This window comes from Mesorhizobium sp. WSM4832, assembly GCF_055811115.1.
The window spans coordinates 92,930-115,011 of sequence record NZ_JBVVQH010000014.1; the positions used below are offsets into that span (position 1 = coordinate 92,930).

Genomic DNA, 22,082 nt, shown 5'->3' on the forward strand with positions numbered 1-22,082 from the left:
ACCGACCGCACGCGTATTGGCCGAAGAACACGCAGGAAAAGATGGAAACGTCGGCGGGACAGCGCCCCCTCTGTCCTGCCGGACATCTCCCCCACGAGGGGGGGGATCAGCCGTCGCGTCTGTCTTCGCCAATCTCCAACGCTTCGGCTGCGGCGTTTGCGCTCTTCCCTCCGCCTCCTCATTCGCGTATGCCCCGGGCAAATCCCGCCACGTCAGCGCAGTTGTCCGGACTCCCCTCCATGATCCGTCTCGAAAATATCGGCAAGCAGAACGGCCGACAGATCGTCTTCATCGAAGCCTCGGCCACCTTGCAGAAGGGCGAGAAGGTCGGGCTGGTCGGTCCGAACGGCGCCGGCAAGACGACTTTATTCCGCATGATCATCGGCGAGGAGCAGCCCGACGAGGGCCAGGTCTCGGTCGATCGCGGCGTCACCATCGGCTATTTCAGCCAGGATGTCGGCGATATGGGCGGCTTGAGCGCCGTCGCCGAAGTCATGGAAGGCGCCGGGCCGGTGAGCGCGGTGGCGGCCGAAATGCGTGAGCTCGAGCACGCCATGGGCGATCCCGACCGCGCCGGCGAGATGGATGAGATCATCGAGCGCTACGGCGAGTTGCAGCATCGCTTCGAGGAGCTCGACGGCTATGCGCTGGACGGCCGCGCGCGCGAGGTGCTGGACGGTCTCGGCTTCTCGCAGGAGATGATGGACGGCGACGTTTCGAAACTCTCCGGCGGCTGGAAGATGCGCGTCGCGCTCGCCCGCATCCTGTTGATGCGCCCAGACGCGATGCTGCTCGACGAGCCAAGCAACCATCTCGACCTCGAGAGCCTGATCTGGCTGGAAAAATTCCTGAAAGACTATGACGGCGCGCTGCTGATGACCTCGCACGACCGCGAGTTCATGAACCGCATCGTCAACAAGATCATCGAGATCGACGCCGGCGCGCTCACCTCCTATTCCGGCAACTACGAATTCTACCAGGAGCAGCGCGCGCTGGCCGACAAGCAGTTGCAGGCGCAGTTCGAGCGTCAGCAGGCGATGCTGGCCAAGGAGATCGCCTTCATCGAGCGCTTCAAGGCGCGCGCTTCGCACGCCGCGCAAGTGCAGAGCCGGGTGAAGAAGCTCGACAAGATCGACCGCGTCGAGCCGCCGAAGCGACGCCAGACGGTGAGCTTCGAGTTTCAGCCGGCGCCGCGCTGCGGCGAGGACGTGGCGACGCTGAAGGGCATCCACAAGGCCTATGGCAGCCGCAACATCTATTCAGGCCTCGACTTCCAGATCCGCCGCCGCGAGCGCTGGTGCGTCATGGGCGTCAACGGCGCCGGCAAGTCGACGCTTCTGAAGCTGGTCGCCGGCGCCTCCGAGCCGGACACGGGCACGGTGGCGCGCGGGCCGAGCGTCAAGATGGGCTATTTCGCCCAGCACGCCATGGAACTGCTCGACGGCGAGCGCACGGTCTTCCAGACACTGGAGGATAATTTCCCGCAGGCCGGCCAGGCGCCGCTGCGCGCTCTCGCGGGCTGCTTCGGCTTTTCCGGCGACGAGATCGAGAAGAAGTGCCGCGTGCTCTCTGGTGGCGAGAAGGCCAGGCTGGTGATGGCGCTGATGCTGTTCGATCCGCCCAACCTTCTGGTGCTCGACGAGCCGACCAACCACCTCGACATAACGACCAAGCAGATGCTGATCGAGGCGCTGTCGCAATATGAAGGCACGATGCTCTTCGTATCGCACGACCGCCATTTCCTGGCGGCGCTCTCCAACCGCGTGCTGGAGCTCACGCCAGACGGCGTCCACACCTATGGCGGCGGCTATACCGAATATGTGGCGCGCACCGGCCAGGAAGCGCCGGGGCTGAGGAGCTGACAATCGCTCCGAGGGGCTCCAAGCGCCTCAACCGAACAGTTTGGTCACAAAGTCGCTGAACCAGGCAAGCTGCGCTGCGTGGTGGGCTTCCATCAGCCTGTCCTGTTCGCCTCGGTCCTGTGCGCCGAGCGTCCCGTAAGGCGCGCCTTGCCGCTCCTGCCAGCGCCGAAAGCCGGCCGGGCCCTGCTCGGCGTGGAACTGCAGCGCGTAGGTCGTGTCGCCGATCCGGAACGCCTGGTTGGGGAACGTCTCGCTCGAGGCCAGGTGCACGGCGCCATCCGGCAGGGCGAAGGTATGGAAATGGTTCTGCGGCAGGAAGAGCGGCCGGTCGAGGAAGCCGCCGGCCTCGGCCGTGGGCGTGATCTCGAAATAGCCGAATTCCCTGATGCCGCTCTCCACCGGCCCGACATCCGCGCCCAGATGCCAGGCGATCTGCTGCGCGCCCTGGCAGATGCCGAGCAGCGGCAGGTCGTTCTCCAGGCAATGCTCGATCAGCGCGGCTTCGTCATCGAGGAATGGATGTTTGTCGGTGTCGAAGACATTGAACGGATCACCATAGATCACCGCACCGTCGACACTTTCGAGATCGATCGGTTCGCCCTTGAACGGCATCGCGGTCGTGACCGCATGGCCGTTCGTCGTGAGCGTCGTCTGGACATGATCGTCGCCCGGTTCTTCCGAGTGCCTGACGAGAACAATGCGCTTCATCGGGGGGCTCCTGCCGCTCATTCCGCGGGAATACGATAAAGCTTAGCGAGCTGTCGCGAATGTGCCAGCGTCCACTTCCGACTGGACGCTCTGGCATTGTGGCGTCAACCAATGGCAGCGCTACGGCTCACCCCTTCGCCAACCCGCGATCGATCAGCCGCGCAAGGCGCGCCGAAAAGGCCTTGGCGTCGGCCGGCTTGTCGCCGTCGAGCACACGCGCTTCGTCATAGAGCAGATGCGCGGCGTCTTCCTTGAACGCCTTTTCGTCGTCGCCGAGTTTTGCCAGCGCCGCCACGCGCTCGTGGCGCGGGTTGATCTCGAGGATCGGCTTGGCGGCCTTGTCGAGCCGGCCGGCGGCGTTGAGCAGGCGCTCGAACTGGCGGTCGGGGCCATGCTCCGGCGCGACAAGGCAGACGGCGCTTTCGGTCAGCCGGTCGGAGGCCTTCACCTCCGACACCTCGTCGCCAAGCGTCGTCTTCACGAAAGCCAGGAATGTCGCGATGTCGGATGATGTCTCGGCCTCGGGCTTCGCGGCATCGTCGGGCAGCGGAATATCGGAAAGGTCGGCGCCGCCCTGCGTCACCGACTTGAACGGCTTGCCGTCGAATTCCGGCGCCATCGTCGTCCAGAAACTGTCGACCGGATCGGTGAGCAGCAGCACCTCGATGCCGCGCGCGCGAAAACCTTCAAGCTGCGGTGAGGCTTCGAGCCGTGCGCGGTCGTCACCGGCCATGAAGAAGATCGCTTTCTGGCCTTCCTTCATCGCGGCGACGTAATCGGCAAGACTGCGCCAGCCTTCGCCCGAAGCCGTCGAGCGGAAGCGGGCAAGCTTCAGCAACTGCTCGCGCCGCTCGTAATCCTCATAGAGCCCTTCCTTGAGGACAACGCCGAAATTTTCCCAGATTTTTTCGTAGGCTTCGGCATCGTTGTCGGCGAGCTTTACGAGGTCGCCGAGAATGCGGTTGGTCACGCCCTTGCGGATCGATGCAAGCAGGGGGCTTTCCTGGATCATCTCGCGCGAGACGTTGAGCGGCAGGTCGGCGGAATCGACCAGGCCGCGCACGAAGCGCAGATAACGCGGCAGCACATCGGCATCGTCGGTGATGAAGACGCGCCGCACATAGAGCTTCATGCCACCCTTGCGGTCCTGGTCGAACAGGTCGAACGGACGCGATCCAGGCACGAAGGCAAGCACGCTGTATTCCTGTCGGCCCTCGGCGCGGAAATGGATAGTCGAGGCCGGCTCGTCATACTGGCCGGCAATGCTGCGGTAGAAATCGGTATATTCCTCCGGCTTGATCTCGCTTTTCGGCCGCACCCACAGCGCCGTGCCGTCGGCGACATCGCGCGGCTCCGCGCCAGGCTTCTCGACGAGCGTGATCGGCACCGGCACGTGACCCGACTGCGACTTCGCCATCCCTTCGAGCCGGTAGGGCGTGGTGTAGGAAGAGGCGTCTTCCATCAGATGCAGCACGACGCGCGTGCCGCGCCTGGGTGCCGCCGCGAGCGGCGCCGGCGCGATTTCATAGGTGCCCTTGCCGTCGGACGACCAGCGGAAGGCCTCGTCGCTGCCGGCCTGGCGGCTGATGACGTCGACGCGGTCGGCGACCATGAAGGCCGAGTAGAAACCGACGCCGAACTGGCCGATGAGCTGCGTGTCCTCCGCCGCCTTGCCGGCCTCGACGCGCTCCATGAAGGCGCGCGTGCCTGAGCGCGCGATCGTTCCCAGCGCCTCCGCCATCTCGTCGCGGCTCATGCCGATGCCGTTGTCCTCTACGACAAGCTGCTTGTTGTCCGGATCGGCGGCGATTGTGATGCGCGGTTTTGCGTCGTCGCCCAAAAGCTCGGGCCGGCTCACCGCCTCGAAGCGCAGCTTCTCGCAGGCATCCGCCGCGTTGCAGATCAGCTCGCGCAGGAACACATCGCGGTCCGAATAGACCGAATGCACCATCATGTGCAGCAGTCGCGAGACGTCCGCCTCGAATGTCCTGGTTTCAGCCTGTTTGGTGTCCGTCGTCATTCAAAAATTCCTGCGCTCTGTCCGCCGCGCCAGCACGCGCCGGGTTCTTAATCGGTCAACCATTGCTGCATGTGCTGGAAGCACTGCCCGCGCCGCGGGTGCCGGCGAAGCCATGTCGGGAAGAGAATATCGTGGCGGCGGGCGAAGGCAACCAGGGTCGCCTTGACGTCTCGATCCGTACCGGCAAACCCATGCCGACGAGAATGGTGACAGGCTCTTCAAAGCGGTCGGGTCGCATGGTCCGAAGCTCCTTTCGATTGCGGCGCCATAGGACCGCGGCGAAGACCCTCGGCGAGGGGGTGGCGACACGGATAGGGCAACTGCAAGACGACGCCGCGCGGCTCCGGAAGCTTGATCTCAGGCGCCGAGGCTTGAACCGCTTCGATCGAGTTAGCCTGCGCCATGGATTTGGGCTGGTTCAGTCCCGGCGGCGGCAGCGCCTTGTGGGCCTTGACCAGAGCCTCCAGCCAGGCGGCGACCACAAGCGGCGCCCGCGCGCGACCGTCAAGCCAGCGCGCCACCTCGCTTAGGGGATGATCCAGCTCCTCAGCCAGGTCGGCGGCTTGCCATCTCAGCAACCTCATGCATTCACGCAAACGTCCTGCAAACACGGTCGTCCCCTTTTGGCACGCCGCACCAGTTGCCGTTCCACCGATGCGGCGTAGTTGGCTCGATGACCCAGCCTGCTCAGGCGGGGCCAGCCTCCCGTTCAGCCCTTGGCCGGCGTCGCCGCTGCCGAGACCTGCTGCGCCGCCAGGAACATCAGCGTCGAGGCGGCGGTACGGCGGCTCCAACCGGCGGCTTCGGCCGCGTCCAGCAAACCCGCAAGCATCGGCTGCAAAGCGTTGCGGCACTCCGCCTCATAAGCGAGGAACTCGCTTGGCGCATGTGTCGGCGCCGGGACTGGACCGGTACCGCTCGTCACATCCATGATAACCTCCCATCTGTCGTAGAGCGCCCGCTCCGTTGCCGGGAGCGGGCCGCTGGTCAGGGTCTTAGAAGTCCATGCCGGCGCCGCCGGCGGGCATGGCGGGTGCAGCTTCCTTCTTCGGCTTCTCCGCCACCATCGCCTCGGTGGTGACGAGCAGGCCGGCGATCGAGGCGGCGTCCTGCAGCGCGGTGCGCACCACCTTGGCGGGGTCGATGACGCCTTGGCTGTAAAGATCGCCATATTCGCCGGTCTGGGCATTCCAGCCATAGGCGAAGTCGGTCTTCTCGCGCAGCTTGCCGACGATGATCGAGCCCTCCGCCCCGCTGTTTTCGGCGATCTGGCGTGCCGGAGCCTCGATGGCGTGCCGCACGATGTCGACGCCGTATCTCTGGTCGGGGTTGTCGACGGCCACCGCGTCGAGCGCCTTGGCGGTCCTGAGAAGCGCCACGCCGCCGCCCGGAAGAATGCCTTCCTCGACCGCTGCGCGCGTCGCATGCATGGCATCGTCGACGCGGTCTTTGCGCTCCTTGACCTCGACCTCTGTCGAGCCGCCGACGCGGATCACGGCGACGCCGCCGGCGAGCTTGGCCAGACGTTCCTGCAACTTCTCGCGGTCGTAGTCCGAGGTGGTCTCCTCGATCTGCGCCTTGATCTGCGTGACGCGACCCTGGATATCCTCCTTCTTGCCGGCGCCGTCGACGATGGTGGTGTTCTCCTTCTCGATCACCACCTTCTTGGCGCGGCCGAGCATCTCCAGCGTGACATTCTCAAGTTTGATGCCGAGATCCTCGCTGATAGCGGTACCGCCGGTGAGGATTGCGATGTCTTCCAGCATGGCCTTGCGGCGGTCGCCGAAGCCCGGCGCCTTGACGGCCGCAACCTTCAAGCCGCCGCGCAGCTTGTTGACGACCAGCGTCGCCAGCGCCTCGCCCTCGACATCCTCGGCGATGATCAGCAGCGGCTTGCCGGACTGCACCACGGTCTCCAGCACCGGCAGCAGAGACTGCAGGTTGGACAGCTTCTTCTCATGGATCAGCACATAGGGCTCTTCGAGCTCCACGCGCATCTTGTCCTGGTTGGTGATGAAATACGGGCTGAGATAGCCGCGGTCGAACTGCATGCCTTCGACGACTTCCAGCTCGGTCTCGGCGGTCTTGGCTTCCTCGACGGTGATGACGCCCTCGTTGCCGACCTTCTGCATCGCTTCGGCAAGGAAGCGGCCGATTTCGGCGTCGCCATTGGCCGAGATGGTGCCGACCTGGGCGATCTCGTCATTCCTGGTCACCTTGCGAGCGTTGTTCTTTAGCTCCTGGACAATAGTCTCGACGGCTTTGTCGATGCCGCGCTTCAGGTCCATCGGGTTCATGCCGGCGGCAACCGCCTTCGCTCCCTCCCTGACGATCGTCTGGGCGAGAAGGGTCGCGGTCGTGGTGCCGTCGCCGGCGATGTCGCTGGTCTTCGAAGCGACTTCGCGGACCATCTGCGCGCCCATGTTCTCGAACTTGTCCTCGAGCTCGATCTCCTTGGCGACGGTGACGCCGTCCTTGGTGATGCGCGGGGCGCCGAACGACTTGTCGATGACGACGTTGCGGCCCTTGGGGCCGAGCGTCACCTTCACCGCGTCGGCGAGGATGTTGACGCCGCGCAGCATGCGCTCGCGGGCGTCGGAATGGAATCTCACTTCCTTGGCAGCCATTGGATCACTCCTTCACTAGGCAGCTTTCATTGACTGGATCGAGTTGCGGCCGAGCCGGGTTCAGGCCGCCTTTTCCAACGCGGATGTCTGCTCGATCACACCCATCACGTCGCTTTCCTTCATGATGAGCAGGTCTTCGCCGTTGAGCTTGATCTCGGTGCCCGACCACTTGCCGAACAAGATCCGGTCGCCGACTTTGACGTCAAGGGGGATGAGCTTGCCGCTCTCGTCGCGGGCACCCGGACCGACGGCGATGACTTCGCCTTCCTGTGGTTTTTCCTTGGCCGTGTCGGGAATGATGATGCCGCCGGCCGTCTTCTCCTCGGCCTCGGTGCGGCGGACGAGCAGACGGTCGTGCAATGGACGGAACGTCATATCGTTCTCCTTCTGGACAAACAGATTGTGAGAGGTTCCTCCGCTCCGAACCGGGAAGGATCGGAGCGGAGCCCGCGATCCTTTCGGCATCGCGCATGTGGATTTGGTTTTGTCCATTCGGGTTTCAAGAGGTCGCTGAAAATTTTTTGGCACTCGCCGCGGCCGAGTGCTAGTCGCCTGAAAACATAGGCCTAATTGGAACGCCGGCTGTGCCTTACACTTGAATTTTTCAACGGCAGAACAAAAATGATTTGAACCCTCGCTACCGAGCGACGGCGTTGAACCCGGAACCGCCAAAGGGAGTTTTTTGGAAGACGGAGGACCAAGGTGGGCAGACAGGATCCCTCGCCGATCGCCGCTTCTCTCGACCCCGAAACATCCGGCCTTGCTCTGGACCCGCTGCTGCCGACGGCAAGGCATTTCAGGCATCCCGACGAGGTCTTGAATGACGACACCCGCGACCTTCAGGAAAAGCGGGTGATCCTCTCGTCCTGGGCCTCGGATGCCTGCGCCGTTGAATCCGTCCCGGCGCTGCGCCAGCCGCCGGGAAGCGACCAGCCCGTCTCTTTCGACCAGATCATGGATGCGCTACGCCGGCTCGATGCCGCTGCCGCGCCATCGAAGTGCAAGGGGGCATCGTCGGCACATCTTAGGTCGCCCGGGTGCATGACATCGCACGTCAAGGAGAAGCACTTGCTACGCCTGGCGCAGATGCCGCTGGCGGAACCTCGCGCAAGCGTCTGGAAATCCATGATAACCTTAATTTCTTCCTCCTTTTGGATAGGCTTCCCGCGCGGAAGGTAAAGAGCTACATTAGTCATTCGTTAAGTAATACGGCGGGTGTGAGCGTAAGAGGTATGCCGTTATGAATTTCAAGTCTCTGATCAAGCGGGCCGAAGACGTCGACAAGGAGTTTCAGGAGTTCCAATCGGATCTCGCCGAGGCATTTGACGAGTGTCTTGCTGATGAGGAACAGACCGCCTCACAGGGTGATACCGACTCCGGCGAGGAACCGGCGGCAAGCGGCGAGGATCCGCCGGATCCCGTCCAGCCTGAACCAATGGCCTGGCGACTGTCAGCTCACACCCAGACGCGGCTGGCCGCGCTTGAAGCCGTGGCCGGCCTCTTCCGTGACGGGCAGGGGCATATTGAGGAAATCGGGGCTAAGCTGGCTGAAATCGCCACAGCGCATCAGACGACGCGCGAAGTTCTGAATGTCCTGCATCGCGACGTGTTGCGCGCCAACGAGCTGGAGCTGGCGAATGCCGCTCTGACCGCGGAGCACAAGACCCTCTCGGATCAGCTGCTCGATTCCCTCAGGAAGCAGCGTGAACGCGAAGGCGCTGCCGAGGTTTGGCAGCAGCGCGAGGCGAGCCTTGTTCAGGACCGGGAGTCGCTGCGCGATGCGCTTGCCGCGGTGCGGCTCGAACTTGTCGAAATGGGCAATGAAAGCGCCCGGCGCGAGGCGGAGTTCGGCGAGGTCGCCCAGGCTCTGGCCGCCAAGACCGTCGAGGCCGACAGGCGCGCCAGTGAAAACAAGCTGCTGCGCGAAAAGCAGGTGGGTCTTTCGATCGATCTGGAACAGGCGCTGAAGCGCGAGGAGGAGGCCCGGCACAATTTGGACGAGTTCGCCGCGACCCATGCCAGCGAAACCGCGCATGTCGCCGAATTGCTTGCGCAGCTCGGCAGGCACGAGAAGGAAGAAACCCGGCTGCAGAAGTCGCTGGAGGCAACCCAGGCCAAGCTTGCGGAATTGACCGAGGCAGCCAGCATCGCCGAAAGCGACGGCGCGGCCGAGCTGGCGCGCAGCAACGCGGAGCTGCGCGGTCTGCGTTCCGAGATCCAGGAACTGCAGGCGCGCCTGGAGCAGGCCTCGCATGACAAGAGCGAGGCCGCGACCGAGATGACAAGGCTCAGTACGCAGTTGAACGACGCGTTGATCGAGCGGCAGATCGCCGAGGAAAGGCTGGCCGTGCTGAAGAACGAGAGCGAAATCGACAAGAAGAGCCTTTCCGCGGTCAGCACGAATCTTTCGCAGCTTTCCATGCAGCAGGCATCCGACCAGATCCAGCTCGATATCCAGAAACAGGAATGCGAGGATCTGCGCGCCGAGATTGTGGCGCTCAATGCCCGCATCAAGGAACTGTTGCCTTACGAGCGGCTGCACAGGGTAACCGATGCACGGTTGCGCAAGGACCTCGTTCCCGCAACCAACGGACATGCTGCCAATGGGCTTGCGGTGGAGCCGGCGCGGCCCACGGCGCGCCGTCAACGCAACATGCGCGCCACGGGGAACTGACGCCCGAGTTTCAGGCGAGTCGCCGAACGTCCGGCCGGGCTACTTGCCCGCCATGCCGTCGGCAAGGTCTTGCGCCTGCTTGAGCAGCGCCGGGAAGGAAGGGTCGCCGGGCAGGCGCTGGGCCACGCAGGCGCGGTAATCGGCGTCGCCCTTTTCCCACGCGGCGTTGGCGGGATCGGAAGCCTGCGGGTTGTCCTGGTCCGAGCCCTGATCGGCCTGCTGCGCCTTCTGTGCGGCAGCGTCGGCGGCTGCCCAGAGCGAATCGCACGCCGCGATCTTCGGTACGGCGGGCGAGGCGGGCGCCTCGGCAACCAGCACCCGGTCGCCTTTGACGACCGCCACGACGACATGCTGGTCGTAGATTGGTCCGACATCCTGCGTCCAGCCGCCCAGCCGGGCCACCACCGCGTCGGCGCCGTCGGGCTTCTTCAGCGAAAAGTCGAGCGTGCCGGAGAATGCGGCGTCGCTGCCTATGGCCTGGGTGTAGAAGCTATCCAGCTTCAACGCCCCGCCGATGTCGGTGGGCAGCTTGAAATCCGCTTCCGTCTCGGCGGATTTCGACTTGAGCCAGCGCTCTGTGAGGCCGCGCGTCGAGGCGACGATGCTCGGACCGTCTTCGCTCTGGGCATATCGCAGCCCGTCGAGCATGCCGAAGCCGATATCGGCAGCGTTGAGGCTTTGAAGGTTGATCGTGCCGGTGGTGGGAAAATCCTTGACCGAAAGCGGGCCCAGAATAGTGGCAAGCCGCTGCTGGAGATCTGCGAGCGCCTTCTCGTTCTGGGCATCGATGGTTTCGATTGCCGCGTTGGCGCTTTCCTGCGCGGTGATATCGGTAATCGCCTTGTCGCGCGCCGCGATATAATCGTCCTCCGGCGAGGCGGCGAGTGCCGTGCTGCCCGCCAATGCAATGAGAAGCGTCAAGACCAACCGCATGCTGCAACCCCCGTTCCGCCCAAAACTGTATGGGTGTCTTGCAGGCAAGATTGGGCCAAAAAAAGACTGAGGGCGCCGGCGGAGACGCTGCTAAACAACCCCACAAGGGGGAGATTAGCAGTTCCCGCGTCGCGCCCAATTCACCCCTCTCGCTTCTCCACCTCGGCCTTGCGCAACAGAAATCGCTGGATCTTGCCGCTCGGCGTCTTCGGCAGTTCACTGACGAACTCGACCTCGCGCGGATAGGAATGCGCCGACAGCCGCCTCTTCACATGCTGGGCGAGTTCCTCGGCGAGCGCCTCGCTGCCCTTGAAGGCGGGCGCCAGCACCACGAAGGCCTTGACGATCTCGGTGCGCTGCGGATCGGGCACGCCGACCACCGCGGCCTCGGTGACCGCCGGGTGCTCGATCAGCGCGCTTTCGACATCGAACGGGCCGATGCGGTAGCCGGACGAGGTGATGACATCGTCGGCCCGGCCGATGAAGGAGACCGAGCCGTCCGGCTCGTATTCCACCGTGTCGCCGGTGCGGTAGTAGCCGCCCGCGATCGCCGGCGTCTCCGCCTCGTGGTAGCCGCCGAACCAGCGCAGCGGCGATCTGGCGATATCGACCGCGAGCACGCCGGGCTGGTTGGGGCCGAGCTCGCGGCCCGCCTCGTCCAGCACCACCATGCGGTAGCCCGGCATGGCGAAACCGGCCGAGCCTGCGCGCACCGTGTGCGCCAGCCCGTGATGGTTGTTCACCATCATGCCGTTCTCGGTCTGGCCGTAATGGTCGTGGATCGGCGCGGTGAGATGGGCGTCGAACCAGCGGATCACTTCCGGGTTGAGCGGCTCGCCGGCGCTGCTCACCACGCGCAGCCTGCCTTTGACGCGGGCTGCGGCCTCCGGCCCTTCCGCCATCAGCAGCCGGTAGGCCGTGGGCGAGCCGGCAAGGCTGGTGACGCCCAGACGCTCGATGATGTCGTAGGTACTTTTGGCGTTGAAGGCGCCTTCGTAGAAGGTGGTGGCGATGCCGAGCTGCAACGGCCCGGTGATGGCGTAGTAGAGCCCATAGGCCCAGCCGGGATCGGCGATGTTCCAGAAGATGTCGTCGGACCGAAGCCCGATCGCGTCGCGCATATAGGCGCCGAAGGCAAGCAGCGCGCTGAGCGGCACCGGCACGCCTTTCGGGTGCCCGGTGGTGCCGGAGGTCGACATCATCATGAACAGGTCCGAGCCCTTGCGCATCACCGGCTCGCAGTCGGGAGAGGCGACTGCGAGCGCCGCCCGGAAATCGATGTCGCCTTCCGGAAGGCCATCGCCGGGAGCCAGGATGGTGGCGACGCGCGGCCGGTTCTCCACCTCGTCGAGCTTGCCGCGGTTTGCAGGGTTGGTCACCACCAGCTTCGCCTTGCTGTAGCTCAGGCGGTGCTCGATGGCCTTCGGGCCGAAGGCGGTGAACAGAGGTTGGTAGACCGCGCCGACGCGCCACGCGCCGAGGATCAGCGCTACCAGTTCCGGGATGCGCGGCAGCATGCCGGCCACCGTGTCGCCAGGGCCGACGTCGAGACCCTCGAGCAAGGTGCCGACGCGGCCAGACATGTCGGCCAGATCGTCGAAGGAGTATTCGCGCAGCTCCCCGCCGGCCGAGATCGCGCGCAGCGCCAGCCGGTTCGTGCCGGTATAGCGGCCGCAGCACTCGACATAGGCGTTGATACCGGTGGCCGGATCGCCGTGAAGGCGCGCGATCTCGTCCCCAATGCGGAAGCGCTCGACGGCATCCTCATAGCGCGGCAGCGCTTGCGTCTCGATCATGGCAATCCTCCCTTGGCCACGCCATCTCCCCATAGCGTAGGTTGGACGAGAGATTGCCCGAAAACGCGGCGCCGGTCGATTGCGGCGAAAGTCGAGTGAGATAGGCGGCGGGGGTTGCGCTCAAGCCCTTTCCAATCAGCAAGCTAACGCCCGTTCCGGACCCAGCGTCTGAGCCGCCTACCCACGCTTCCGATAAAGACTGATTGTCGTCTCCTTGCCCACCCCCGCCGGCGTCAGCATGAAATAATCGTAGGTCACGACTTCGCCGCTCGGCCCGACCAGCCCCTTCGACCAGACCGGCGCTTCTTCCACCCGCATCTCGGCCCATTGCCGATCAAACTCCTGGCTGAGCGCCTTGAGCGGATCAAGCACTGCGCGAATGTCGGCAGCCGCCGCGTAGCCGACCGTCGCCGCGCGGAACTGCGCGATGGCGGAGCGCGCCACCGCCTCCCAGTCGGCGAACAGCGCCCGCCAGGCCGGATCGAGGAAGAGCCGCTTGAGCAGGTTGCGCTTCGCCGGATCGTCCGGATCGAACCCGCCGAACAGGACCGAGGCTTCGTCGTTCCAGCCGACGAAATCCCAGGCGCGGTTGAGCGCATAGGCCGGATTGGGCGAGAGCGCCACAAGCAGGTCCGCTATCCATGGATCGGGCGAGGGGTCTCCCGCCCGGGAGGGCTCGGGCAGCCATTCCGGCTTCGCGAGCTTGAACAGATGCTCGCGCTCGACCGGCAAGAGCTTCAGCACGTCGGCCAGCGCGTTGAGTACCTGCGCAGAGGGGTTGGCCTCGCGCCCCTGTTCCAGCCAGGTGTACCAGGTGGCGCTGATGCCAGCGAGCAGCGCGACCTCCTCGCGCAGCAGGCCCGAGGCGCGCCGCCGCGTGCCGGTGCTGATGCCGTGCCGTGCCGGCTCGATCCGCTCGCGCATGGCGCGAAGGAAACGGCCGAGTTCCTTGCGTCTGGCGGCCACAGCCGTCCGTTCCAGCATGTCCGCTGCCTCGAAAGGAGTAGCGGCGCTACCAGTAGTGCCGCTCATCTTGTACCACCTGACTACCAGTATAAATGGGATGGCGCATCAGACAACACACCGGCTGCGCGGCGCAACCGAGCTGCCAGGGATTCGAAAATGAACGCGCTGAAAAAGATCAGGAATATCGACTACACCGTCATCTTCGCCCGCGACATGCAACGCATGCGGCGCTTCTACGAGGACGTGATGGGCTTTCCCGTCCATTCGAGCCTCGGCGAGGGCTGGACCGCCTATCAGGTCGGCTCCTGCCTTTTGGCGCTGACCAAGCGCGGCGTCATGTTCAATGACGCGCCGACGCCCCAAGGGGCGCTCTCCGCGCAACTCGCCTTCCGTGTGGCGCCAGCCGAGGTAGACCAATGCGCCGAGGCGCTGCGCGCGCAGGGCGTCGCCATCGAGATGGAACCGACCGACCAGCCTTGGGGCCATCGCACGCTGTTCATCCGTGACCCCGACGGCAATGTTCTGGAGATCTATGCGGATATTTAGGGGCCGCCATCCTCCTGCGGATTGCCGCCAGGCTTGGCCTCGCCGGCGCCACACTGTACATTGGTCGGGTGAATGCAGGGAGGGGGAGGCGCGAGCATGCGGCCTGATTGGCATCTCTGCCATTTGAGGATTTGGGCTTTCGTTGCCGTGATGGCGCTTTGGCCCAACGCGGCGCCGGCCGACGCCATCACGCCCGAACGGATCGCGGTCGCCCTGTCAAAGCTCGAGGCGCTTGCGCAGGGTGCTGTCGCGGACGGCGCCGTGCCCGGCCTCGCCATCGCGGTCGTTCACGACGACGAGGTTATCTTCCTGAAGGGTTTCGGCCATCGCGAGGCCGGGAAGCCGGAAGCCGTCGACGCCGACACCGTGTTCCAGATCGCCTCCCTGTCCAAGCCGGTCTCCGCCACGGTCGTGGCGGCGCTGGTCAGCGATCGCGTCGTGTCCTGGGACTCGAAGGTCGCCGACCTCGATCCGGGCTTCAGGCTCGCCGATCCCTATCCGACCAGCGAGCTTACCATCCGCGATCTGTTCGCGCATCGCAGCGGGCTTCCGGGCACCGCCGGAGATGACCTCGAGGACATAGGCTACGACCGCGCCACCATCCTGCGTCGCCTGCGCTTCGTGCCACCATTGTCGAGCTTTCGCGCCGGATATTCGTACAGTAATTTCGGGCTGACCGAAGGCGCTGTCGCCGCAGCCAGATCGGCGGGCAAGTCCTGGGAGGAGGTCGCCGAGGAGAAGCTTTACCGTCCGCTTGGCATGGTCTCGACCAGCTCCCGCAATGCCGATTTCGTCAAGCGAGCCGATCGCGCGGCGCTCCATGTCAGGGTCGACGGCGCCTGGGCCGCGAAGATCAAGCGCGATCCGGATGCGCAGGCGCCTGCCGGCGGCGTCAGTTCCACCGCGCGCGATCTCGCGCAATGGCTGCGCCTGCTGCTGGGCAACGGCGTTTATGCCGGCAAGACGCTGATTGCCGCCGACGCCTTGGACCAGACGCATGTTCCGCTGATGACGCGGGGCAAGAATCCCGTTTCCGGTGGCGACTCCTTCTACGGTCTCGGCTGGAATGTCGAATTCGGCCGACACGGCCTGAGCTGGGGCCATGCGGGCGCCTTCAGCGTCGGCGCGCGCAGCCTGGTGACGATTTTCCCGAAGGAGAAGCTCGGCATCGTCATTCTTGCCAACGCCTTCCCGACAGGCGTGCCGGAGGGGCTGTCCGACAGCTTCGCCGATCTGGTCTTCGAAGGCAAAGTCGAGAAGGACTGGATCGAGGCGTGGAACGCGATCTATTCCGGCATGTTCGGCCCGGCGGTCGAGGCGGCCAAGGCCAGATTTGCCGCACCGTCGTCTCCGGTCCGGCCGGCCGGGCGGATCGGTGCCTACACGGGCCGCTATGCCAATGACTTCATTGGCGACGCGGTCGTGTCGGGCGCGGGGGACGGCCTTGTCCTCAAGGTAGGCCCGTCAGGTGCCCGGTCTTATTCCTTGACGCACTACGATGGCGACCTGTTCCTGACCTATCCCGACGCCGAGACGCCGGAAAGGCCGACGGGCGTGAGCTTCGTCGTTGGCCCCGATGGAAAGGCGTCGGCAATGACCATCGAATTCCTCGACGACAATCATCTCGGCACACTGCGGCGCGTCGCGGACTAGCTAAAGCAGCGGGCTCAGGATGCCTGTCCGTAGCGGAGCAGCTTGAAACAATCGCTGCCACCCGACATCGACTGCGCCAACACCGGTTTCGCGCGGTCGATCCATTCCTGCTGCGATTTGGCGTCGGCTTCGATCGCATCGATCGGTGGGAGGGTGACGAAACCTCGCCCCTTGCTGAAGAGCCAGCACGCGCGGGCGAGGAATCGCCTGCTGCGCTGGCGCAATAGGTCGGCGTCATAGAGGATGTCGAGCACCTCGTGCTTGATCTTCTGTTCCTTGTCGGGCTTGGCGACCGCCGCCTCGGCCGGTTCGTTGCCGATCGCGTCATGCAGGTCCTTGTAGTCGAGGCCGAGCTGGGTCGTGGCGTATTTGATCTCGTTCTCGTCGCGCACGATGTTGAACCACAGCGTCGGATCGAGCTCGTTGACGACAAAAGTGGCTTCGAGGTCGCGCGACAGGTTCAGGATGTCGAAGTCTTGAACATCGACGTCACGTTCGACCAGCAGGATCTTTTCGACCTGCTTGCCGAGCTCCGCTCCCTTGGCAGTGATTGCGGCGTTGCTTCCGCCGTGTTCGGGACTGACATAAGCGCCGCCCTCATCCAGCACCTCGTCGAACTCTCCGAGCGTTTCGATGACGGGGGCGCCACGGGCAATACGTGCCGCCAGCTTGGCGAGAACCTGCTGAAGCTCGGTCTCGCGTTTGCGCTGGTCCTGATAGTTCTGCTGGAAGAAGAAGATGAACAGGGAAATGCCGATGCCGATCAGGATCACGCCCAGCTGGGAAAAGACGTTGCGGTAATATTCCAGCAGCTTTTCGCGATGGCGTTTGTCGTCGCGCACGCTGTGCGCCACATGAAGATTGACGATCAGCGAAAGGATCAGCAGCCCGGCGCCGACCACGATGAGCCCGCCGATGAGAAGATAGCCATGGCCTGCGCTGAAATCCATTTGTCTCGCCCCCGGACAACACAGACTAATACCATTCCGCCGAAACAACTATCCGAGGATAGAGAGCGAGAAGCCGCATCTGCCGCTCTGCGGCAACGGTGGCGGTTGACCTGGCCGCCCATCCAGCCGATATCCCGCGCAAAATCGTCCCGGGACCCTCGATGACCGCAGACCTCAAACAACCAGCCGCCGCTCGCCATCCCGACACCACCTGGCAAGCCGAAATCCGCGCCGGCGTGCGCCATGTCCGCGACCTTGCCCCGCTGCCGCTCTCGCCGGCCGAGCGCGCCGCCGCGCAGGAGGCCGCGGCCGCCCACAAGGTGCGCGTGCCCAAGCCCTATCTCGACCTGATCGACTGGAGCGACCCCAACGACCCGATCCGCGCCCAGGTGATCCCGTCGCCGCAAGAACTCGTCGCGGCCGAGGGTGAGCTCGACGACCCGATCGGCGATCACGCCTTCAGCCCGGTCCCCAGGCTGACGCATCGCCATGCCGACCGCGTGCTTCTGTTCCCAACCTATCGATGCGCGGTCTATTGCCGCTTCTGCTTCCGCAAGGAATCGCTGACGTCGATCGGCCGCGGCTATACGCGCGAAGCGCTGGAGCCGGCGCTGGCCTACATCGCCGGGCACCCGGAAATCCGCGAGGTGATCCTGACCGGCGGCGATCCGCTGTCGCTGCCCGACAAGGCGCTGACAGAAATCCGCGCCCGGCTGGAGGCGATCCCGCATCTGCGGCTGCTGCGCGTCCACACCCGCGTGCCGGTGGCGCTGCCGTCGCGCATCACGCCCGGCCTGGTCGAAGCGCTGCATGGCCGGCTGATGGTAACGGTGGTCACCCACTTCAACCACCCGCGAGAACTTACAGAAGCGGCCGAAGCGGCTTGCCTCACGATGCGGCAGGCGGGTTTCGTGCTCCTCAACCAGAGCGTTCTCCTGAAGGGCGTCAACGACAATGTCGAGGTGCTGGAGGAGCTCTGCCGCGAGCTGATGTATCGTCTCGGCGTGAAACCCTATTACCTCCACCATGGCGATCTCGCGCGCGGCATGGCGCACCGCCGCACCACGATTGCCGAAGGCCAGGCGCTGGTCGCGGAACTGCGCCGGCGCCTCTCCGGCATCTGCAATCCGACCTATGTGATCGACCTGCCCGACGGCGGCGGCAAGGTGCCGCTGGCGGCGAGCCATATCGAGGGCCGCGACGGCCAGACGTGGCGTATTCGCGGGCAGGACGGGACGGTGCGGGAGTATCGCGAGGTGGTCGCCTAATTCCTTTCCTTCCCTCATTTCAAGGGGGCGAGGAACTCCCATCCCGCTCGCCGCATTCTATGAGCGGGGGCTTAAAGGAGCGCAGCGTGAAGGCATTGTTGGGAATCGTCGGCGGCTTCGTGCTGACCCTGGCCGTGTTTGCCTCAGGGCTCGCCTTCGCCACCTGGCTGCTGGCCGCCAAGCCGGTGCGCCAGGCGACCCCGGCGATCGGCGTCTCCGAGCTGTGGACCAAGGACGCCCAGCCGGTCGATCCGAAAAAGCAGGAACTTGAACGCATCCCCGCCCGGCAGGCCACTGGCGCGCCGGCCAAGGCGGACGAAACGGCCAAGGCGGACACCGGCACGCAGACCACGGCACTTGCGACGCCACCTCCCGCACCGCCGCGCCAATTGCAGCCGTTGCCCGATGTCTCCCAGCTAGGCCAACCCGAGCCCGATGCCAATGCCGCCCAGCCTTCGCGGCAAGCGCCGGTCCAGCAACAGCAGGCGCAATTGCCCGCCGCTCATCTCGAATGGTGCGCCAACCGCTATCGCAGCTACCGCCCAGAGGAAAACAGCTACCGCTCCTACAGCGGCGAACTGCGCCCCTGCGTCTCGCCCTATTTCGATCCGGGCGGCGCGGCCTCGACCGACACGCGCCCGAATGAGCAGGCCGATCAAGGCGAGGTCACCGACGACCAGGCCGAGATGGAAGGCTACGCAGTGACACGGGATGGCTACGCGACCACCTATGGTGGCCCGCCGGAAGAGGTTTCACCCGACGAGCAGGTCCCCAGGGATCGGCTTTTGGGCCGGCAGTTTTCCGGCGACCATGTCGACTACTGCTTCAGCCGCTACCAGTCCTACCGGCCTGAGGATAACACCTACCAGCCCTATGACGGCGGCCCGCGCCGGCAGTGCGAATAGGTCGGCGCTTTCCTCGCTCTATCCTTGGCGTTTGCGATTTGCGAAACCGCCGGCGAGAGCCTCCCTCTCCTTGTCAGTATGCCGGCAGGCAGGTGAGGGGCATCGCCGTCCTTCGAAAGCTTGCGCTTGGTGCGCAGCCGCCAAGGTTTGCGCGCCCCTCATCCGCCCTCGGGCATCTTCTCCCCGTGAACGCCGTGAACGGGGGTGTCGCGCTAGTTCAGCACCCTCCCATCTATCTCCTCGACGCTCCGTGTGCCGGTGAGCGCCATGGTGACAGACAACTCGTTGCGCAGGATGTCGATCGCTGTCGCCACGCCCGCTTCGCCGCCGGCGCCGAGGCCATAGACATAGGCGCGCCCGACCAGGCACGCGCGGGCGCCAAGGGCCAGCGCCCGCATCACATCCTGGCCCGAGCGCACGCCGCCGTCGAACAGCACCTCGACTTCGGAGCCAACCGCCTCTGCGATCCTCGGCAGCATCGAGATGGTCGAGGGCGCGCCGTCGAGCTGCCGACCGCCATGGTTGGACACCACGATGGCGTCGGCGCCTGCCTTGTTGGCTGAGCGCGCGTCGTCGACATTGAGGATGCCCTTGATGATCAGCTTGCCCGGCCAGAGGCTCCTGATCCATTCGACGTCGCGCCAGCCCAGCGTCGCGTCGAACTGATGCGACACCCAGTCCGCCACTGCCGCGACGCTGTCCTCGCCCTTCACATGGCCGGCAAGGTTGCCGAAGGTCCAGCGTCTTGCAGTCAGCATGCGAGCAGCCCAGCCCGGCCGGCTGGCAAGGTCAAGGATCGTGCGCGGCTTCAGCTGCGGCGGCACCGAAAGCCCGTTCCTGACGTCGGCGTGGCGCTGCCCCAGCACCTGCAGGTCGACGGTTAGCACCAGCGCGCTGCAGCGGGCAGCGATGGCGCGCTCGATAAGCGAGCGCACGAAGCCGCGGTCCTTCATAACATAGAGCTGAAACCAGAACGGTTTGCCGACCGCCTCGGCGACATCCTCGATCGAGCAGATCGACATCGTGCTCATCGTGTAGGGAATGCCCGCGGCTCTGGCCGCCCGGCAGGCGAGGATTTCCCCGTCGGCCCATTGCATGCCGCCGAGCCCGATCGGCGCGAGCGCTACCGGCAGAGACACGGTCTCGCCGAGGATCGTGGTTGCCGTGTCGCGCTGCGAGACGTCGACCAAGACACGCTGGCGAAGCGTGATGTGCTCGAGATCGGTGCGGTTGGCGCGCAGCGTCTGCTCGGCATAGGAGCCGGCCTCGGCATAGTCGAAAAAGACGCGCGGCACCCGGCGTCGCGCCGCCCTGCGCAGATCCTCGATGCAGGTCATGTTCGCCATGAGCTTTGGCGCGGTCGCCGTTGTTCCAATGCTGTCCGGCAACGTCACGATGCCTGTCGGGATATCGAGCACCGTGGGGACTACTCTTTCCATCGTCGTCCTCCCATCGATATTAGCTGATGCTGATCATTGGACGCCGCGTGCCCGCTGATGTAAATTCACTAGCGAGTATACTTTCATCGGCGACGGCAGCGCCCCATGCCCAGAGCGTCCGGCCAGACAAGGCCCGTGATATTGCAGGCGGCCTACAAGCTGTTTCGCCGCCGAGGCTTCTTCCGTGTCGGCATGGACGAGATCGCCGATGCTGCTGGCGTTACCAAGCGCACGCTCTACTATCATTTCGACAGCAAGGACGCACTGCTGACCGCCGTGCTTGCCTCGCAGCACGAACGCACCTTCGCCGACTTCCAGAACTACGGCATCGACCTGTCGGGCGGCGTGGCCGAGCTGATCGACAAGCTGTTCGGCGGTCTGGTCAAATGGTCGTCCAAGCCGCGCTGGGCGGGCTCCGGCTTCACCCGCCTGGCCATCGAACTGGCCGACCTGTCGGGCCATCCGGCGCGCTCGATCGCGCGCCAGCACAAGGCTCTGATGGAGCAGCATCTTGAAACGCTGCTTGCGCAGGCGAATGTACCGGCGCCCAAGGCGCGGGCTCGCGAGCTTTCCCTGCTGATCGAGGGCGCCATGGTGATGATCCTGATCCATGGCGACCGCAGCTACTGCAGCGCCGCGGCGGATGCGGCGAAGCGGCTGGTGGCTGTCGGAGATTGCTCGCCCCGGTAACTTCGTCGGGACGAAGAACCCAGGTCCTGCGGCGCCCCGCCACACTCGCGCACCGCGATCCGAACCGCTCTACGGCTGCAGCCGGCCGGGCCGTCCGCGGCCGAGCGCGCCGTCGGCGCGCGCTTGCAGGTAGGCATAGATCTCGTCCACATAGGGCGCGAAGTTAGGGTCGCCGGCAAAGCCTTTCATCACCGAACCGCTACCGGCCTGGCCGTTCAGCACGGCGCGCCGGAAGGCGTCGACGTCAGGCAAGCGGCTGACGAGCGACGGCGCGAATGTCGAGCCCACGCCGTCCGGCCCGTGGCAGCGGTCGCAGCCCGCATGATAGCGCCGGAAACCGTCATAGGTCCGCGCATCGACCTTGCCGTCCACGACCCGGTAGAATTTGCCGGGAGCGGCGGCATCCTGCGCCGACGCGCCGGCGCTGGCCACCAGACCCAGGACGGCGCAGCACAGCATTTTGCCGCAGGCCAACATTCGAGATAAGCCGAAGCCTCCCCAACGCGGCGCCTTCTCCGGACCAGCCCGATCACGGCGCGGTGGCCGATACCGTCGTCGGTTGGGCGCTGTCCAGGGTCAGGTCGTTCTCCAAGGCGGTTGCCGGAACGAAGATCGGGTCGCTGACCAGCAGCGCCTTACCGTCCCGCACTATTTCGAAATCGATGGATGGCTGGCCGAGGGCCTGAGGCACGGAGATCATCATCCGTTGGCCCGCCGCGAGCGTGGAGACGATCCGCACCGGCTGCTGCTCGGCCCCGGAAGCCATGGTCGCGACGACCCGGTAGCCGTCCGGCTCGACCGTGTAGTAGACGGCGCCGCTGAAGCTGCCGAGCTGGATGCTGTGGCCGTTCGCCGGCGCCAGTTCCGATGCCGCAGCGCTACCCGTCGCGGTGAGTAGGGCAAATGCAAATGCGCTAATATATCTGGTCATCGCTATCCCTCCTTCGGTTCGGCGATCTCCTGAACAGGAAGCCCCCCGTCCATGAGCGTCGCCTGATGCTACGCGCGGCGGCCTGCGTGCGCATCGGTACGATCACCCATATTT

21 protein-coding genes are annotated in these 22,082 nt (G+C 65.0%); 8 read left to right on the plus strand and 13 right to left on the minus strand.

Features of this window, described 5'->3' with window-relative positions:
* The first annotated feature begins 239 nt into the window (after positions 1-239).
* Entirely contained in the window at positions 240-1,862 is a 1,623-nt protein-coding gene (locus AC0L2L_RS20175) for an ABC-F family ATP-binding cassette domain-containing protein (RefSeq protein WP_473580545.1), read from the plus strand.
* Positions 1,863-1,889: 27 nt separating this feature from the next.
* Here AC0L2L_RS20175 and AC0L2L_RS20180 read toward each other — a convergent pair whose 3' ends face one another.
* The 6 genes from AC0L2L_RS20180 to groES form a co-directional block, all read right to left on the minus strand.
* Positions 1,890-2,570, minus strand: coding sequence for a type 1 glutamine amidotransferase (locus AC0L2L_RS20180; protein WP_473580547.1), 681 nt, complete (start codon positions 2,568-2,570; stop codon positions 1,890-1,892).
* 127 nt (positions 2,571-2,697) lie between these two features.
* The gene (gene htpG, locus AC0L2L_RS20185) at positions 2,698-4,590 is read right to left on the minus strand and encodes a molecular chaperone HtpG (RefSeq protein WP_473580549.1); all 1,893 of its coding nucleotides are present in this window, start codon (positions 4,588-4,590) and stop codon (positions 2,698-2,700) included.
* 218 nt (positions 4,591-4,808) lie between these two features.
* Entirely contained in the window at positions 4,809-5,174 is a 366-nt protein-coding gene (locus AC0L2L_RS20190; protein ID WP_473580551.1) for a hypothetical protein, read from the minus strand.
* A 125-nt stretch (positions 5,175-5,299) separates the two neighbouring features.
* Complete coding sequence (locus AC0L2L_RS20195) at positions 5,300-5,521, minus strand: hypothetical protein (protein WP_473580553.1); 222 nt, start codon at positions 5,519-5,521, stop codon at positions 5,300-5,302.
* 64 nt (positions 5,522-5,585) lie between these two features.
* Entirely contained in the window at positions 5,586-7,217 is a 1,632-nt protein-coding gene (gene groL / locus AC0L2L_RS20200) for a chaperonin GroEL (RefSeq protein ID WP_473580555.1), read from the minus strand.
* 60 nt (positions 7,218-7,277) lie between these two features.
* Positions 7,278-7,592: a co-chaperone GroES gene (groES, locus tag AC0L2L_RS20205; protein ID WP_125003032.1), complete on the minus strand. Its 315-nt coding sequence runs from the start codon at positions 7,590-7,592 to the stop codon at positions 7,278-7,280.
* A 327-nt stretch (positions 7,593-7,919) separates the two neighbouring features.
* Between groES and AC0L2L_RS20210 the strand changes: the two genes are divergently transcribed.
* Positions 7,920-8,396: a hypothetical protein gene (locus tag AC0L2L_RS20210; protein WP_473580557.1), complete on the plus strand. Its 477-nt coding sequence runs from the start codon at positions 7,920-7,922 to the stop codon at positions 8,394-8,396.
* 61 nt (positions 8,397-8,457) lie between these two features.
* The gene (locus tag AC0L2L_RS20215; RefSeq protein WP_473580558.1) at positions 8,458-9,891 is read left to right on the plus strand and encodes a coiled-coil domain-containing protein; all 1,434 of its coding nucleotides are present in this window, start codon (positions 8,458-8,460) and stop codon (positions 9,889-9,891) included.
* A 39-nt stretch (positions 9,892-9,930) separates the two neighbouring features.
* Here the strand turns inward: AC0L2L_RS20215 and AC0L2L_RS20220 are convergent, their stop codons facing one another.
* From AC0L2L_RS20220 to AC0L2L_RS20230, 3 genes are all read right to left on the minus strand, one after another.
* On the minus strand, positions 9,931-10,824 hold the full coding sequence (locus tag AC0L2L_RS20220) for a hypothetical protein (protein ID WP_473580560.1): 894 nt from the start codon (positions 10,822-10,824) through the stop codon (positions 9,931-9,933).
* 140 nt (positions 10,825-10,964) lie between these two features.
* Positions 10,965-12,620 carry an acyl-CoA synthetase gene (locus AC0L2L_RS20225; protein WP_473580561.1) on the minus strand — a complete coding sequence of 552 codons (1,656 nt, stop codon included), beginning with the start codon at positions 12,618-12,620 and terminating at the stop codon, positions 10,965-10,967.
* A 177-nt stretch (positions 12,621-12,797) separates the two neighbouring features.
* Entirely contained in the window at positions 12,798-13,652 is an 855-nt protein-coding gene (locus AC0L2L_RS20230) for a helix-turn-helix transcriptional regulator (RefSeq protein WP_473580563.1), read from the minus strand.
* 90 nt (positions 13,653-13,742) lie between these two features.
* On the opposite strand from AC0L2L_RS20230, the gene AC0L2L_RS20235 reads away from it, so the two are divergent.
* Positions 13,743-14,132 (plus strand): VOC family protein, encoded by a 390-nt coding sequence (locus tag AC0L2L_RS20235; RefSeq protein ID WP_473580565.1) that lies wholly within the window; start codon positions 13,743-13,745, stop codon positions 14,130-14,132.
* A 96-nt stretch (positions 14,133-14,228) separates the two neighbouring features.
* Positions 14,229-15,785 carry a serine hydrolase gene (locus tag AC0L2L_RS20240; RefSeq protein ID WP_473580567.1) on the plus strand — a complete coding sequence of 519 codons (1,557 nt, stop codon included), beginning with the start codon at positions 14,229-14,231 and terminating at the stop codon, positions 15,783-15,785.
* A 14-nt stretch (positions 15,786-15,799) separates the two neighbouring features.
* Here AC0L2L_RS20240 and AC0L2L_RS20245 read toward each other — a convergent pair whose 3' ends face one another.
* The gene (locus AC0L2L_RS20245; protein WP_473580569.1) at positions 15,800-16,735 is read right to left on the minus strand and encodes a hypothetical protein; all 936 of its coding nucleotides are present in this window, start codon (positions 16,733-16,735) and stop codon (positions 15,800-15,802) included.
* Positions 16,736-16,896: 161 nt separating this feature from the next.
* Here AC0L2L_RS20245 and AC0L2L_RS20250 point away from each other — a divergent pair, with 161 nt between their 5' ends.
* Entirely contained in the window at positions 16,897-18,003 is a 1,107-nt protein-coding gene (locus AC0L2L_RS20250; protein ID WP_473580571.1) for a KamA family radical SAM protein, read from the plus strand.
* Between the two features lie 86 nt (positions 18,004-18,089).
* The gene (locus AC0L2L_RS20255; protein ID WP_473580573.1) at positions 18,090-18,908 is read left to right on the plus strand and encodes a BA14K family protein; all 819 of its coding nucleotides are present in this window, start codon (positions 18,090-18,092) and stop codon (positions 18,906-18,908) included.
* 212 nt (positions 18,909-19,120) lie between these two features.
* Here AC0L2L_RS20255 and AC0L2L_RS20260 read toward each other — a convergent pair whose 3' ends face one another.
* Entirely contained in the window at positions 19,121-20,254 is a 1,134-nt protein-coding gene (locus AC0L2L_RS20260) for an alpha-hydroxy acid oxidase (RefSeq protein WP_473580730.1), read from the minus strand.
* Between the two features lie 198 nt (positions 20,255-20,452).
* Here AC0L2L_RS20260 and AC0L2L_RS20265 point away from each other — a divergent pair, with 198 nt between their 5' ends.
* Positions 20,453-21,037, plus strand: coding sequence for a TetR/AcrR family transcriptional regulator (locus tag AC0L2L_RS20265; protein WP_473580575.1), 585 nt, complete (start codon positions 20,453-20,455; stop codon positions 21,035-21,037).
* Between the two features lie 69 nt (positions 21,038-21,106).
* On the opposite strand, the gene AC0L2L_RS20270 is transcribed toward AC0L2L_RS20265, so the two are convergent.
* Together AC0L2L_RS20270 and AC0L2L_RS20275 are read right to left on the minus strand one after the other, a co-directional pair.
* Positions 21,107-21,514, minus strand: a complete 408-nt coding sequence (locus AC0L2L_RS20270; RefSeq protein ID WP_473580577.1) for a c-type cytochrome — start codon at positions 21,512-21,514, stop codon at positions 21,107-21,109.
* Positions 21,515-21,566: 52 nt separating this feature from the next.
* Positions 21,567-21,968 carry a hypothetical protein gene (locus tag AC0L2L_RS20275; protein WP_473580579.1) on the minus strand — a complete coding sequence of 134 codons (402 nt, stop codon included), beginning with the start codon at positions 21,966-21,968 and terminating at the stop codon, positions 21,567-21,569.
* Positions 21,969-22,082 lie beyond the last annotated feature (114 nt).

What these genes read in the sequence shown, in the direction of transcription:
- AC0L2L_RS20175 (WP_473580545.1), top strand. Translation starts at nt 240, where the DNA reads ATGATCCGTCTCGAAAATATCGGCAAGCAGAACGGCCGACAGATCGTC.
- AC0L2L_RS20180 (WP_473580547.1), bottom strand. Translation starts at nt 2,570, where the DNA reads ATGAAGCGCATTGTTCTCGTCAGGCACTCGGAAGAACCGGGCGACGAT.
- htpG (WP_473580549.1), bottom strand. Translation starts at nt 4,590, where the DNA reads ATGACGACGGACACCAAACAGGCTGAAACCAGGACATTCGAGGCGGAC.
- AC0L2L_RS20190 (WP_473580551.1), bottom strand. Translation starts at nt 5,174, where the DNA reads ATGAGGTTGCTGAGATGGCAAGCCGCCGACCTGGCTGAGGAGCTGGAT.
- AC0L2L_RS20195 (WP_473580553.1), bottom strand. Translation starts at nt 5,521, where the DNA reads ATGGATGTGACGAGCGGTACCGGTCCAGTCCCGGCGCCGACACATGCG.
- groL (WP_473580555.1), bottom strand. Translation starts at nt 7,217, where the DNA reads ATGGCTGCCAAGGAAGTGAGATTCCATTCCGACGCCCGCGAGCGCATG.
- groES (WP_125003032.1), bottom strand. Translation starts at nt 7,592, where the DNA reads ATGACGTTCCGTCCATTGCACGACCGTCTGCTCGTCCGCCGCACCGAG.
- AC0L2L_RS20215 (WP_473580558.1), top strand. Translation starts at nt 8,458, where the DNA reads ATGAATTTCAAGTCTCTGATCAAGCGGGCCGAAGACGTCGACAAGGAG.
- AC0L2L_RS20220 (WP_473580560.1), bottom strand. Translation starts at nt 10,824, where the DNA reads ATGCGGTTGGTCTTGACGCTTCTCATTGCATTGGCGGGCAGCACGGCA.
- AC0L2L_RS20225 (WP_473580561.1), bottom strand. Translation starts at nt 12,620, where the DNA reads ATGATCGAGACGCAAGCGCTGCCGCGCTATGAGGATGCCGTCGAGCGC.
- AC0L2L_RS20230 (WP_473580563.1), bottom strand. Translation starts at nt 13,652, where the DNA reads ATGAGCGGCACTACTGGTAGCGCCGCTACTCCTTTCGAGGCAGCGGAC.
- AC0L2L_RS20235 (WP_473580565.1), top strand. Translation starts at nt 13,743, where the DNA reads ATGAACGCGCTGAAAAAGATCAGGAATATCGACTACACCGTCATCTTC.
- AC0L2L_RS20240 (WP_473580567.1), top strand. Translation starts at nt 14,229, where the DNA reads ATGCGGCCTGATTGGCATCTCTGCCATTTGAGGATTTGGGCTTTCGTT.
- AC0L2L_RS20245 (WP_473580569.1), bottom strand. Translation starts at nt 16,735, where the DNA reads ATGGATTTCAGCGCAGGCCATGGCTATCTTCTCATCGGCGGGCTCATC.
- AC0L2L_RS20250 (WP_473580571.1), top strand. Translation starts at nt 16,897, where the DNA reads ATGACCGCAGACCTCAAACAACCAGCCGCCGCTCGCCATCCCGACACC.
- AC0L2L_RS20260 (WP_473580730.1), bottom strand. Translation starts at nt 20,254, where the DNA reads ATGGCGAACATGACCTGCATCGAGGATCTGCGCAGGGCGGCGCGACGC.
- AC0L2L_RS20265 (WP_473580575.1), top strand. Translation starts at nt 20,453, where the DNA reads ATGCCCAGAGCGTCCGGCCAGACAAGGCCCGTGATATTGCAGGCGGCC.
- AC0L2L_RS20270 (WP_473580577.1), bottom strand. Translation starts at nt 21,514, where the DNA reads ATGTTGGCCTGCGGCAAAATGCTGTGCTGCGCCGTCCTGGGTCTGGTG.
- AC0L2L_RS20275 (WP_473580579.1), bottom strand. Translation starts at nt 21,968, where the DNA reads ATGACCAGATATATTAGCGCATTTGCATTTGCCCTACTCACCGCGACG.